Origin of the sequence: Microbacterium sp. CSI-V (genome assembly GCF_001984105.1) — a bacterium.
GTDB lineage: Bacteria > Actinomycetota > Actinomycetes > Actinomycetales > Microbacteriaceae > Microbacterium.
This window is the reverse complement of the sequence record NZ_MTQM01000009.1, coordinates 1,426,785-1,439,435: the sequence shown is the minus strand read 5'-3', so window position 1 is coordinate 1,439,435 and position 12,651 is coordinate 1,426,785. Positions and strand designations below refer to the sequence as shown.

Genomic DNA, 12,651 nt, shown 5'->3' with positions numbered 1-12,651 from the left:
CCCGGAAGCTAAGCCTCTCAGCGCCGATGGTACTGCAGGGGGGACCCTGTGGGAGAGTAGGACACCGCCGGACTTCTTCTAAGACGAAATGGCCACCCAACGCTGGGTGGCCATTTCGCATATACGGACACATTTCCGGGGGAAGGATCGTCATGTCGAACGACGACGCGAACGAGCGCAACGTCAACGGAGGTCGCTCCGACGACCGATCCCGACCCCGATCATCCTCGGGTGGCGGCTCCGACCGGGGCCGTTCAGCCCGTGATTCCTCCGCCCGCCCCTCCCGTGGAGCGGGCGACCGCAGCGCGCGTCCGCGCCGAGACGGTGATGATCGCGCACCGCGTCGCGCGGGTGACCAGCCGTATCGTCCCCGCCGGGACGGCGATGGCGGAGCACGTCCGTCGGGTGGCGATGGCCGTCCGCATCGTGACGGGCAGGGGCGCACGTCGAACGCCGGCGGTGCTGACCGACCGCGTCGCGACGGCGATTCCCGCCCCTACCGTCGGGAGGGCGGCGAAGCTGATCGGCCGCGTCGCGATGGCGACGCCCGTCCGTATCGTCCGCGTTCGGAAGGTGGGGATTCTCGTCCGTATCGTCCGCGTTCGGAAGGTGGGGATTCTCGTCCTTACCGCCCGCGCGGGGAGGCGGGAGATCGTCGGCCGTCTGGTGACCGTCGGCCTGGTGCCGGAGCGCCGCGCCGTTTCGACCGCACGGAAGGCCGCGCCACACGTCCGCCGCAGGATCAGCGGGAGCGTGGGCCGGAGATCCCCGAGGACGTTACGGCCCGTGACCTGCCCGGCGCGGCGCGCAACGAGCTCAAGACACTGAGCAAGGACAACGCGGAGAACGTCGCTCGACACCTGGTGATGGCATCCCGTCTGATCGACGACGACCCGGCCCTCGCGCATCAGCACGCGCTGGCCGCATCGCGGAGCGCGGGACGCATCGCGATCGTGCGCGAGACGGTCGCGATCACGGCCTACGCCATCGGCGACTTCGCGCTCGCGTTGCGCGAGCTCCGCACCCACCGCCGGATCTCCGGATCGGACGAGCAGCTCCCGCTCATCGTCGACAGCGAGCGTGGTGTGGGGCGACCGGACCGCGCGCTCGAAGAGGGGCGTGCCGTCGACCGGTCGACGCTGCCGACGGCCGTGCGTGCGCAGCTCGCCATCGCGATGTCGGGCGCGCGTCTGGATCTCGGAGAGCCGGAGCGTGCCCTCCAGGAACTCGACATCCCCGAGGCCGACCCCGATCGCGCCTTCGAATGGAGCCCCGCGCTCTTCGCGGCGCGCGCCGCGGTCCTCGAAGAACTGGGGCGCGACGACGAGGCTGCCGAGTGGTTCCGCCGTGCGGAGATCGCCGCCGAGGCGCTCGACGCGGCCGCGGGTGTCGCGGACCGCGAGGTCATCGTCGTCGAAGAGATCGATCTCGTCGATGACGAGGGCGGAGTGGACGTCGCATCCGGGGTGATCCCCGTGCAGGATGCCGGCGAGGACGAAGGCGAAGAACGATGATCTTCGGGCGAAGCAGGACGGAACGCACACCGCTCGACGGCGTCGATGTCGTGCTCGCCGACCTGGACGGCGTGGTGTACGCCGGCCCCGGCGCCTTGCCCCATGCCGTCGACAGTCTGAACCGCGCCGCCGACGAAGGCCGCCGGCTCGGCTACATCACGAACAACGCCTCGCGCACGGACGCCTCGGTCGCCGATCACCTCACTTCGCTGGGCTTGCACGTCGCACCCGAGGACGTCGTGACGAGCCCGCAAGCGGCGATGCGGCTGCTCGCGGAACTCGTCCCCGCCGGGTCGACCCTGCTCGTGGTCGGGGGAGAGGGTCTCGTCGTCGAGGTCGAGAAGGCGGGGTTCGTCGTCACCCGTAGCGCGGACGACTCACCCGCGGCCGTCGTCCAGGGCTTCGCCCCGGAGGTCGGGTGGAAGCAGCTCGCCGAGGCGGCTTACGCCCTCGCGACGCCCCTCGAGGACGGCGGCATCCCGTGGATCGCTACGAACACCGACTGGACGATCCCGCAGGCGCGCGGTATCGCGCCGGGGAACGGCACCCTGGTCTCGGCCGTGCACACGGCCGTCGGCCGACTGGCGACGGTGGCCGGCAAGCCCGAGCGACCGATCTTCGACGTCGCCGTCGCGAGGACCGGCGCCACGTCGCCGCTGTTCATCGGTGACCGTCTCGACACCGACGTGCAGGGCGCGCGCGGAGCGGAGATGGCGTCCGTGCACGTGCTCACCGGAATCGACCGGCCGAAGCAGCTCCTCGCCGCGGCGCCGAATCAGCGCCCCGACTACATCGTCGAGGACCTGCGTCAGCTGTTCGAACCGTACCCCGCCACGATCGTGAAGGGCGAGCGCACCCGCGTCGGCGACGCGATCATCGAGATCGACGGCGTCGACCTGCGCATCGTGTCCGAAGGAAGCAGGCAGATCGACCTCCTGCGAGCGGGGGCGGCCGCGATCTGGAACTCGGGTCGCGCGATCTTCGGCTTCCGGGTTCCGGAGCAGTTGTACGCGGACCCGTTCCGCGTGCGGTGACGCCGATACGATGGCATCCATGTCGGATGACCGTGAGACCGATGCCGACGCCGAACTGATCGGCCGCCTCCGCATCATCGAGGAACAGCCGCTCGAGGCGCGCGCCGACGCGTACGCGGCGCTGCACGACGAACTCGCTCGTCGGCTCGACTCGGGCGTCGCCCCGTCGGCCGACGGATGACCCGGCGCCTGGATGCCGAGCTCGCCGCCCGCGGTCTGGCGCGCTCGCGTACGCACGCCGCACAGCTGATCGCGGACGGTCTGGTGACCGTCGACGGGCGCGGCGTGGTCAAGTCCTCGGTGCGCGTCGAAGACGATTCGCTCATCGAGGTGGCCGTCGCCGACCACTACGTCAGTCGCGGCGCGCACAAGCTGTTGGCCGCCCTCGACGCGTTCGAGCTGGATCCGTCCGGACGTGTCGCCCTCGACCTCGGTGCGTCCACCGGAGGCTTCACGCAGGTCCTGCGGGAGCGGGGCGCCCGCCCGGTGCTGGCCGTCGACGTCGGGCACGGGCAGTTGGCCCCCGCCGTCGCCGGCGACCCCGGGGTGGTGTCGGTCGAGGGGTACAACGTCCGGTTCATGACTGCCGCGACCCTCGCCGCCGCGACCGGGGTCGACGAGCGTCCGTCGATCGTGTCGGGCGACCTCTCGTTCATCTCCCTGCACCACGTGCTGCCGGCTGTCGCGGAGACGTCGGCGCCGGGCGCCGACATCGTCCTGCTGATCAAGCCGCAGTTCGAAGTCGGACGCACGGCGGTGAAGGGCGGACTCGTGACCGATCCCGCCCTGCGCGCCGACGCCGTGCACGGCGTGCTGTGGGCGGCCTGGGACGCGGGCCTGAGGACGGCGGGACTCATCTCGTCGCCGATCGTCGGGACCCACGGCAACCACGAGTACGTGGCGTGGTTCTCGGACGCCCGCGGCACCGACCCCTCAGAATGGGAGAGCACCGTGACCCGACTGACCGGAAGCCGATGACCCCCAGCGAACGCCGTATCCTCCTCGTCGTCCACGCGCGCCGCGACGACACCGTCGAGGCCGCGCAGCGCGTCCTGAACGCCGTGCGCGCGGCCGGGGCGATTCCCGTGGTGTCCGCCGAGGATCGCCCCGAGCTCGCGGAACGGCTGCCCCTCGACGGGGTCGAGACCCTGGGCGTCGACGTCGGGGTGGAAGACCTCGAGCTCGCGATCGTCCTCGGGGGAGACGGCACGATCCTGCGCGCCGCCGAGACGGTGCGCGGGGGCACGGCGCCGATCCTGGGCATCAACATGGGGCACGTCGGGTTCCTCGCCGAGATCGAGCGCGACGACATGGACGACGCCGTACGTCGCGTGATCGCCCGTGACTACCGCGTCGAGGAGCGCCTCGCTCTCGCGGTCAAGGTCCTCGATGCCGACGACCGCGTCATCTTCGAGACCTGGGCGCTGAACGAGGCGACGGTCGAGAAGGCGAGCCGCGAGCGCATGCTCGAGGTGGTCATGGAGGTCGACGGGCGGCCGCTGTCGTCGTTCGGATGCGACGGCATCGTCGTGGCGACCCCCACCGGGTCGACCGCGTACAACTTCTCCGCCGGCGGGCCCGTCATCTGGCCCACCGTCGAGGCCATCGCCGTGGTGCCGCTGTCGGCCCACGCGCTCTTCGCCCGTCCTCTCGTGGTGAGCCCCGACGCCACCGTCGCCGTGGAGGTGCTCGAACGCACGAGCGGGAGCGGCATCCTGTGGTGCGACGGACGGCGCTCGCACGAGCTGCCGCCCGGAGCCCGTGTCGTGGCGCGCCGGTCGTCGCGGCCCGTGCGCCTCGCGCGCCTGCACCCCGCAGCCTTCACCGACCGGCTGGTGCGGAAGTTCCGGCTGCCGGTGACCGGGTGGCGTGGCGCGCTGGGAGGGACGCCGTGATCGAGGAGATGCGGCTGCGCGACCTCGGCGTGATCGCCGACGCGACCCTGCCGATCGGGCGCGGGTTCACGGCCATCACCGGCGAGACCGGCGCAGGCAAGACCATGGTCGTCACCGGTCTCGGGCTGCTGCTCGGCCAGCGTGCCGATTCGGGCGCCGTGCGATCGGGCGCGGCGCAGGCCGCGGTCGAGGGCGTGTGGCTCGTCCCCGAGGACGGTCCGGTGGCCGCGCGCGTGCGCGAAGCCGGGGGAGACGTCGAACCGCTCGGCGACGGCGCCGCCGAGCTGTACCTCGGACGCACGGTCTCGAGCGAAGGCCGTGGGCGCGCGACCGTGGGGGGCCGTACCGCTCCGGCGGGCGTGCTCGCCGACCTCGCGGACGACCTCGTGGTGGTCCACGGCCAATCCGATCAGCTGCGGTTGCGCTCGGCATTCGCTCAGCGCGACGCGCTCGACCGCTTCGGCGGAGATGCGGTCACCGCGGCGCGTGCCGTCTACCGGAGCGCGTGGGACACCTGGCGCGAGCTGGATGCCGAACTGACGACCCTGACGGCGGACCGCGACGGCCGCGCCCGCGAGGCGGAGGAGCTGCGCGCGGCGATCACCGAGATCGAGGCGGCCGCGCCGATCGCCGGCGAGGAAGAGGATCTCGCCCGTCGCGCGGAGCGCCTCGCGAACGCCGAGGAGCTGCGGATCGCCGCGGTGAGCGCCCACGCGGTGCTCTCCAGCGACGACGACGGCCCCGACGTGGTCGTGCTGCTCGCGGAGGCGCGCCGCGCCCTGGAACGCGTGGCCTCGAGCGACGCGGAGCTCGCGTCCATCGGAGAGCAGATCGCCGACCTCGGTTACCGTGCCACCGACATCGCGGTCGCGCTGTCGGGCTACCTCGCGGACCTCGACGAATCCGGCCCGCACGAACTCGCCGCGGTCGACGAGCGGCGCGGAGTCCTGGCGGCGCTGGCTCGTGCCCACGGTTCGGTGGATGCCGCCATCGCCCTGCTGGAGACCGGATCGGCCCGGCTGCTCGAGCTCGACGACGACGGCGATCGCGTCGAACGGCTCGGCGTGCAGCGCGATGCGGCGGCCGCCGACCTGGATGCCGCCGCCGAGGCCCTCACCGCGGCGCGACTCGAGGCCGCCGCGCGGCTCGGCGCCGCCGTCACCGAGGAACTGCACGCCCTCGCGCTGCCCGACGCGAAGCTCACCGTCGAGGTCACTCCGTCGTCGACGCCGGGGGCGCACGGGCGCGACGACGTCGCGATCCTGCTCGCACCCCACCCCGGCGCCGACCCGCGACCGGTCTCGCGCGGGGCGTCCGGTGGCGAGTTGAGCCGCGTGATGCTCGCGATCGAGGTCGTCATCGCTGGCGTCGATCCGGTGCCGACGTTCGTCTTCGACGAGGTGGATGCCGGGATCGGCGGCGCCGCGGCGATCGAGGTCGGACGGCGACTCGCCCGGCTGGCGGAGTCGTCGCAGGTCATCGCGGTGACCCACCTCGCCCAGGTCGCGGCCTTCGCCGGCAACCATCTCACCGTGGTCAAGGGCAACGACGGCGCGGTCACGGCATCCAGTGTCCGCCGTCTGGAAGGCGCCGAACGCGAGGCCGAGATGGCCCGTCTGCTCTCGGGACTCAGCGACTCCGACGCCGCGCTCACCCACGCGCGCGAGCTGCTGGAGACGGGCCGCGGCGCGCACTGAACCCGCCCGGGCGACACGGGATCGTCACGTCCGGGTGACACGCGTGTCGGCGGTGGATGCCAGACTTCCTCCCACACGCGGAGCGTTCCGCGAGGACACCATCCGAGACGACTGATAGGATCGAAGCCCGTGATGCAGACTTCGGACGCGGGACATTCAGACGACAACAACACGGCATCGACCTTCACGACGAAGCACATCTTCGTCACCGGAGGAGTGGTCTCGTCACTCGGTAAGGGCCTGACGGCGGCAAGCCTCGGCAACCTTCTCACGGCGCGTGGACTGCGCGTCGTCATGCAGAAGCTCGACCCCTACCTGAACGTGGATCCGGGCACGATGAACCCGTTCCAGCACGGTGAGGTGTTCGTCACCGACGACGGGGCAGAGACAGACCTCGACATCGGCCACTACGAGCGCTTCCTCGACATCGAGCTGAGCCAGGCGGCCAACGTCACGACCGGCCAGATCTACTCGCAGGTCATCGCCCGCGAGCGCCGCGGCGAGTACCTCGGCGACACCGTGCAGGTCATCCCGCACATCACCGACGAGATCAAGCGCCGCATGCGCCTGCAGTCGACCGAGTCGCCCCAGCCCGACGTCATCATCACCGAGATCGGCGGCACGGTGGGCGACATCGAGTCGCAGCCGTTCATCGAATCCGCGCGGCAGATCCGTCACGAGCTCGGCCGCAAGAACGTCTTCTTCGTGCACGTCTCGCTGGTGCCCTTCATGGGCGCGTCGGGGGAGCAGAAGACCAAGCCCACCCAGCACTCGGTCGCGGCCCTGCGTTCCATCGGCATCCAGCCCGATGCCCTGGTCCTGCGCAGCGATCGGCCCGTCACCGAGTCGAACAAGCGCAAGATCGCGCTCATGTGCGACGTCGACGAGGACGCGGTCGTCAACGCCGTGGACGTGCCGAGCATCTACGACATCCCGACGATGCTGCACGACCAGGGACTCGACGCCTACATCGTCGACGCGCTCGACATCGACAAGGCCGCCGACGTCGACTGGTCGCGCTGGCAGCGGGTGCTGCAGGCGGTGCACAACCCCAAGCACGAGGTCACCATCGGGCTCGTCGGCAAGTACATCGACCTCCCCGACGCGTACCTGTCGGTGACCGAGGCCATCAAGGCCGGCGGGTTCGCCCAGGAGACGCACGTCAAGATCACGTGGATCCCCTCCGACCTCTGCGAGACGCCCGAGGGCGCGGCCAAGGCCCTCTCGACGGTGGACGGCATCATCGTCCCCGGCGGCTTCGGCATCCGCGGGATCGAGGGCAAGCTCGGTGCGCTGCGCTTCGCCCGCGAGCAGGGGATCCCGACGCTCGGCATCTGCCTGGGCCTGCAGTGCATGGTCATCGAGTACGCGCGCACCGTCGCCGGCCTCGAGGGAGCCTCGTCGAGCGAGTTCGACCCCGACACGACGCACCCCGTCGTCGCGACGATGGCCGAGCAGATCGACATCCTGCAGAGCGGCGACCTCGGCGGCACGATGCGCCTGGGCCTCTACCCGGCCGACCTCGCCGAGGGGTCGCTCGCGGCGGAGGTGTACGGCGAGAACCGCGTGTCCGAGCGTCACCGCCACCGCTACGAGGTCAACAACTCCTACCGTCAGCAGCTGAGCGACGCGGGCCTGGTGTTCTCGGGGCTCAACCCCGACCTCGACCTCGTCGAATACGTCGAGCTGCCGCGCGACGTCCACCCGTACTACATCGCCACGCAGGCCCACCCCGAGCTGCGGTCGCGCCCCACCGAGCCGCACCCGCTCTTCCGCGGACTGGTCGGCGCGGCGCTCGAGCGTCACCGTTCGAGCGAGCTGTTCGACGTCGAGGAGGACTGACATGGAGTCGCTGCGCGACGAGCCCGTCGACCTGGAGGTCGTCGCCAGCGACCTCGTCTTCCAGGGGGCCGTGTGGGACCTCCGCTCCGACACCGTGAAGTACGGCGACGGGGAGATGACCCGGCAGTACGTCGAGCACCCCGGCGCCGCGGCGGTCGTCGCCCTCGACGACGACGGCCGTGTGGTGCTCATCCAGCAGTACCGGCAGCCCATCAAGGAGCGCGACTGGGAGATCCCGGCGGGTCTCCTCGACGTGGCCGGGGAGCCGCCGCTCGAGACGGCGAAGCGCGAGCTGACCGAAGAGGTCGACCTCGTCGCCGAGCGGTGGCAGCACCTGGTGTCGGTGCACACGACGCCGGGCGGCAACGACGAGATCGTCCACCTCTTCCTCGCCCGCGGCCTGTCCGAGGTCGTCACCGACTACGAGCGCGAGCACGAGGAGTCCGACATGCGCGTCGAGCGCGTGCCGCTGGCCGACGTGATCGACGGGGTGCTCGAGGGGCGCCTGCGCAACGGCATCCTGGCCACGGGTGTCCTCGCGGCGGCCGAGGTGCTGCGCCGCGAGGCCGCGTCGGCCTGACGTGGACCTCGGGCGCGCGGTCGAGACGTACCTCCGGCACGTCTCGCTCGAGCGGGGCCTGTCGGACCACACCGTCGCCGCGTACCGCCGCGATCTCGCCGTCTACACGGAATGGCTGGTCGCGCGGGGGATCGGCGACACGGATGCCGTGACCTCGGCGACGGTGGCCGAGTTCGCCGCCGAGCGCGCCTCGGCGGAGCCGCCGCCCGCCGCCTCGTCCCTCGCGCGGCTGCAGTCGTCGGTGCGGGGGCTGCACCGCTTCCTCGTGCGCGAAGGACGCGCCGACGACGACCCGAGCGGGCGGCTGCGCCCACCGAAAGCGCCTCGTCGGCTCCCGAAGGCGCTGTCGATCGGTCAGGTCGAACAGCTCCTGGATGCCGCTGGCCCCGCGCCCGGGTCGGAGGACGCCACGGCGGCCGATCCGTCGGCCGTCCGCGACCGGGCGCTGCTGGAACTGCTGTACGCCACCGGCGCGCGCGTGTCGGAGATCGTGCAGCTCGACGTGGACGACACCGCGCACGGCGACGTGCTGCGGGTGCGGGGCAAGGGCGCGAAGGAACGGATCGTCCCGGTCGGGTCATACGCCCGCGCCGCCGTGGAGGCGTATCTCACGCGGGTCCGGCCCGCGTGGGCGGCCAAGGGTAGGGCCACTCCGCGGCTGTTCCTCGGGGTCCGCGGGGCGCCGTTGTCGCGCCAGAGCGCGTGGCTCATCATCCAGGCCGCCGCCGAGCGGGCGGGGCTCACCGCGCACGTCTCGCCGCACACGCTCCGGCACTCCTTCGCGACGCACCTGCTGCAGGGCGGCGCCGACGTGCGCGTAGTGCAGGAACTCCTCGGTCACGCGTCGGTGGCCACGACCCAGATCTACACGCACGTCTCGGTCGACGCTCTGCGCGATGTGTACGCCACCGCGCACCCGCGGGCGCGGTGAACATCGGCGGCCGGAACGGCCATGCTCACCGCGTGGTCTCCCGGCGGGCGACGGGCCGGCGAGTAGACTCGACACCGTTATGACGAAGGCGGGAGACTCGGTGTCGGCGAGCACGAAGGGGACGGCGAAGAGCGCGGACGAGGTCATCATCGGACCCACCGGACGGCCGTACCGCGGATTCCCGACGCCCGCGAAGCTCGACAGCCACGGTCCCGCCCGCATCATCGCCCTCTGCAACCAGAAGGGCGGCGTCGGCAAAACGACGACGACGATCAACCTCGCCGCCTCGCTCGCGGGCTACGGCCGCCGCGTGCTCGCCGTGGACTTCGACCCGCAGGGTGCGCTGTCGGCGGGTCTCGGCATCCAGACGCACGACGTGCCCACGATCTACGATCTGCTTCTGGACACCAAGCGCGACCCGCGCGAGGCGATCGTGCACACCCGTGTCGAGGGCCTTGATCTGATCCCCGCGAACATCGACCTGTCGGCCGCCGAGGTGCACCTCGTCAACGAGGTCGCGCGCGAGACGATCCTCGCCCGCGTCCTCCGCAAGGTCGCCGCCGACTACGACGTCGTCCTGGTCGACTGCCAGCCGTCGCTCGGACTCCTCACCGTCAACGCGCTCACCGCCGCCCACGGCGTGCTGATCCCGCTCGAGTGCGAGTTCTTCGCGCTGCGCGGTGTCGCCCTCCTCATCGAGACGATCGACAAGGTGCGCGATCGCCTCAACCCCGCGATCGAGCTCGACGGGGTCCTCGCCACGATGTACGACCCGCGCACCCTCCACTCGCGCGAGGTGCTGGAGCGCGTGGTCGAGGCGTTCGGCGACGACGTCCTCGAAACGGTCATCGGACGCACGGTGAAGTTCCCGGATGCCTCGGTCTCGGGCATGCCGATCACGGAGTTCGCGCCCGAGCACGCCGCCGCACAGGCCTACCTGCGGTTGGCGCGGGAGCTGGTCGCCCGTGGCGCCGTCGCCTGACGACGGCATCGTCCCCGCGGCGCCGGAGGGCGTCGACTCCACCGGGTTCCGCGTTTCGCTGCCCGTCTTCGACGGACCGTTCGACCTGCTGCTGAACCTGATCTCGGCGCACGAGCTCGACATCACCGAGGTCGCGCTGAGCCGGGTCACGGACGAGTTCATCGCGCACCTCCGCGCCCTCGGCCCCGAGGGCGATCTGGACGAGGCATCCGCGTTCCTCGTCGTGGCCGCGACCCTGCTCGACATGAAGATCGCCGGTCTCCTGCCGCAGGGCGAGCTCGTGGATGCCGAGTCCGTGGCATTGCTCGAAGCGCGCGACCTGCTCTTCGCGCGTCTGCTGCAGTACCGGGCCTTCAAAGAGGTGTCGGCGTGGTTCGCGCGGTGCCTGCAGCGCGAGGACCGTCGGCACACGCGGTACGTGCGGCTGGATGCCAAGTACCGCAGCGCCGTCCCGGAGCTCGTGTGGACGCTCAGCGCCGAGGACTTCGCCGCGCTCGCCGTGGTCGCCCTCGCGCCGAAGCAGCCGCCGACCGTCGGCCTCGATCACCTGCACGCGCCGCTGGTGAGCATCCGCGAGCAGGCCGCGATCGTCGTGACGCTGCTGCGCGGATCGGGGACGCTCAACTTCCGCGACCTGGTCGCCGGAGTGACGCAGACCGGGGTCGTCGTGGCGCGGTTCCTCGCGATCCTCGAGCTGTACCGCCACGCCGCGCTGTCGTTCGAGCAACTCGAACCGCTGGGGGAGCTGACCCTGCGCTGGACCGCCGAGAGGTGGTCGGAAGAGAACCTCGCCGCCCTGGGAGCCGACTATGACCGATGACCCGACCGAGCCCGCCGCGCGCCCGAACGACACGGCATCCGTCGCCCGCCGGCTCGAGGCGATCCTGCTGATCCTCGACGAGCCGCAGAGCCTCGTGTCGCTGGCGGCGGCCGTCGCCGCACCGGTCCCGGCCGTGCGTCAGGCCATCGAAGGGCTCGTGGCCGACTACGACGGTGAGACCGGCGGACCCCGCCGCGGCTTCGAACTGCGCGAAGTCGGGGGCGGATGGCGGCTGTACGTCCGCGAGGAGTACGACGACGTCGTAGGGGAGTTCGTGAACACGCAGGCGCCCTCGCGGCTGTCGCAGGCCGCGCTGGAGACCCTTGCCGTCATCGCCTACAAGCAACCCGTGACGCGGGGGCAGGTGGCATCCATCCGCGCGGTGAACGTGGACTCGGTCGTCCGGACGCTCCTCGCCCGCGGACTCATCACCGAGGTGTTCACCGACCCGGACACGGGCGCGATCCACTACGGAACGACCGACCAGCTGCTGGTCAACCTGGGCATCAACTCGCTCGACGAGCTGCCCCACATCTCGCCGTTGCTCGACGACGGCGCGGACGGATTCGACGGAGAGGTGCTCAGATGAGCGAAGAGGGCGTACGCCTGCAGAAGGTGCTCGCGAACGCGGGGGTGGCTTCGCGCCGGGTCGCGGAAGAGATGATCGTCGCGGGCCGCGTGCGGGTCAACGGCGAAGTGGTCACCGAGCTCGGCTCGCGGATCGACCCCGAGACCGACCTCGTCGACGTCGACGGCACGGCGATCCAGCTGGACACGTCCAAGCGCTACGTCATCCTCAACAAGCCGACCGGCGTGGTCAGCTCGATGAGCGACGACCGCGGGCGCCCCGACCTCCGCCGCTTCACGCAGGACTGGGATGAGCGCCTGTTCAACGTCGGACGCCTGGATGCCGACACCTCGGGGCTCCTCGTCCTCACCAACGACGGCGACCTCGCCCACGTGCTCGCGCACCCCTCGTTCGGCGTGACGAAGGTGTACATCGCGAAGGTCGAGGGGCAGGTGCTGCCGCAGACGATCCAGCGACTGATCAAGGGCGTCGAGCTCGAGGACGGGCGGATCGCGGCCGACAAGGCGCGGCTCCTGGACTCCTCGCGCGGGGAGAGTCTGGTGGAGCTGACGCTGCACTCGGGGAAGAATCGGATCGTGCGACGCATGATGGCCGAGGTCGGCCACCCCGTCGTCGAACTCGTGCGGCGCCAGTTCGGCCCCCTTCACCTGGGAACTCTCCCGGTGGGGAAGGCCCGCGAGTTGACTACAGTAGAACGTGGCGCACTGCTCACGCTGTCTCGTCGAGACGGCGACACTTCGGCCGCTCCGGCCGAGTGACCCTCGGGC

13 protein-coding genes and 1 rRNA gene are annotated in these 12,651 nt (G+C 71.2%); all 14 read left to right on the top strand.

The genetic code is table 11. The annotated features are described in order from the left end of the window. A 5S ribosomal RNA gene (gene rrf / locus CSIV_RS18800) occupies window positions 1–73 on the top strand; the annotation flags it as partial. A 793-nt stretch (window positions 74–866) separates the two neighbouring features. After that, the gene (locus tag CSIV_RS17765; RefSeq protein WP_083735209.1) at window positions 867–1,514 is read left to right on the top strand and encodes a tetratricopeptide repeat protein; all 648 of its coding nucleotides are present in this window, start codon (window positions 867–869) and stop codon (window positions 1,512–1,514) included. Further along, a complete protein-coding gene (locus tag CSIV_RS17760; protein ID WP_077052616.1) occupies window positions 1,511–2,548 on the top strand; it encodes an HAD-IIA family hydrolase in 1,038 nt (345 codons plus the stop codon). The genes CSIV_RS17765 and CSIV_RS17760 overlap by 4 nt, the downstream gene beginning before the upstream one ends. 19 nt (window positions 2,549–2,567) lie before the next feature. Further along, on the top strand, window positions 2,568–2,729 hold the full coding sequence (locus CSIV_RS18540; RefSeq protein ID WP_175627641.1) for a hypothetical protein: 162 nt from the start codon (window positions 2,568–2,570) through the stop codon (window positions 2,727–2,729). After that, entirely contained in the window at window positions 2,726–3,526 is an 801-nt protein-coding gene (locus CSIV_RS17755; protein ID WP_077052615.1) for a TlyA family RNA methyltransferase, read from the top strand. Before CSIV_RS18540 ends, CSIV_RS17755 begins: the two co-directional genes overlap by 4 nt. After that, window positions 3,523–4,443: an NAD kinase gene (locus CSIV_RS17750; RefSeq protein ID WP_077052614.1), complete on the top strand. Its 921-nt coding sequence runs from the start codon at window positions 3,523–3,525 to the stop codon at window positions 4,441–4,443. Before CSIV_RS17755 ends, CSIV_RS17750 begins: the two co-directional genes overlap by 4 nt. Beyond that, window positions 4,440–6,140, top strand: a complete 1,701-nt coding sequence (gene recN / locus CSIV_RS17745) for a DNA repair protein RecN (protein ID WP_077052613.1) — start codon at window positions 4,440–4,442, stop codon at window positions 6,138–6,140. Before CSIV_RS17750 ends, recN begins: the two co-directional genes overlap by 4 nt. 132 nt (window positions 6,141–6,272) lie before the next feature. Further along, window positions 6,273–7,982, top strand: a complete 1,710-nt coding sequence (locus CSIV_RS17740) for a CTP synthase (RefSeq protein ID WP_077052612.1) — start codon at window positions 6,273–6,275, stop codon at window positions 7,980–7,982. 1 nt (window position 7,983) lies between these two features. Next, complete coding sequence (locus CSIV_RS17735; RefSeq protein WP_077052611.1) at window positions 7,984–8,562, top strand: NUDIX domain-containing protein; 579 nt, start codon at window positions 7,984–7,986, stop codon at window positions 8,560–8,562. A 1-nt stretch (window position 8,563) separates the two neighbouring features. After that, the gene (gene xerD / locus CSIV_RS17730) at window positions 8,564–9,493 is read left to right on the top strand and encodes a site-specific tyrosine recombinase XerD (protein WP_077052610.1); all 930 of its coding nucleotides are present in this window, start codon (window positions 8,564–8,566) and stop codon (window positions 9,491–9,493) included. A 79-nt stretch (window positions 9,494–9,572) separates the two neighbouring features. Next, window positions 9,573–10,475, top strand: coding sequence for a ParA family protein (locus CSIV_RS17725; RefSeq protein WP_202400785.1), 903 nt, complete (start codon window positions 9,573–9,575; stop codon window positions 10,473–10,475). Further along, the gene (locus tag CSIV_RS17720; RefSeq protein ID WP_077052609.1) at window positions 10,459–11,295 is read left to right on the top strand and encodes a segregation and condensation protein A; all 837 of its coding nucleotides are present in this window, start codon (window positions 10,459–10,461) and stop codon (window positions 11,293–11,295) included. Before CSIV_RS17725 ends, CSIV_RS17720 begins: the two co-directional genes overlap by 17 nt. Then, window positions 11,285–11,884: an SMC-Scp complex subunit ScpB gene (gene scpB, locus CSIV_RS17715; RefSeq protein ID WP_077052608.1), complete on the top strand. Its 600-nt coding sequence runs from the start codon at window positions 11,285–11,287 to the stop codon at window positions 11,882–11,884. Before CSIV_RS17720 ends, scpB begins: the two co-directional genes overlap by 11 nt. Continuing rightward, the gene (locus tag CSIV_RS17710; protein ID WP_077052607.1) at window positions 11,881–12,642 is read left to right on the top strand and encodes a pseudouridine synthase; all 762 of its coding nucleotides are present in this window, start codon (window positions 11,881–11,883) and stop codon (window positions 12,640–12,642) included. Before scpB ends, CSIV_RS17710 begins: the two co-directional genes overlap by 4 nt. Window positions 12,643–12,651: the final 9 nt, after the last annotated feature.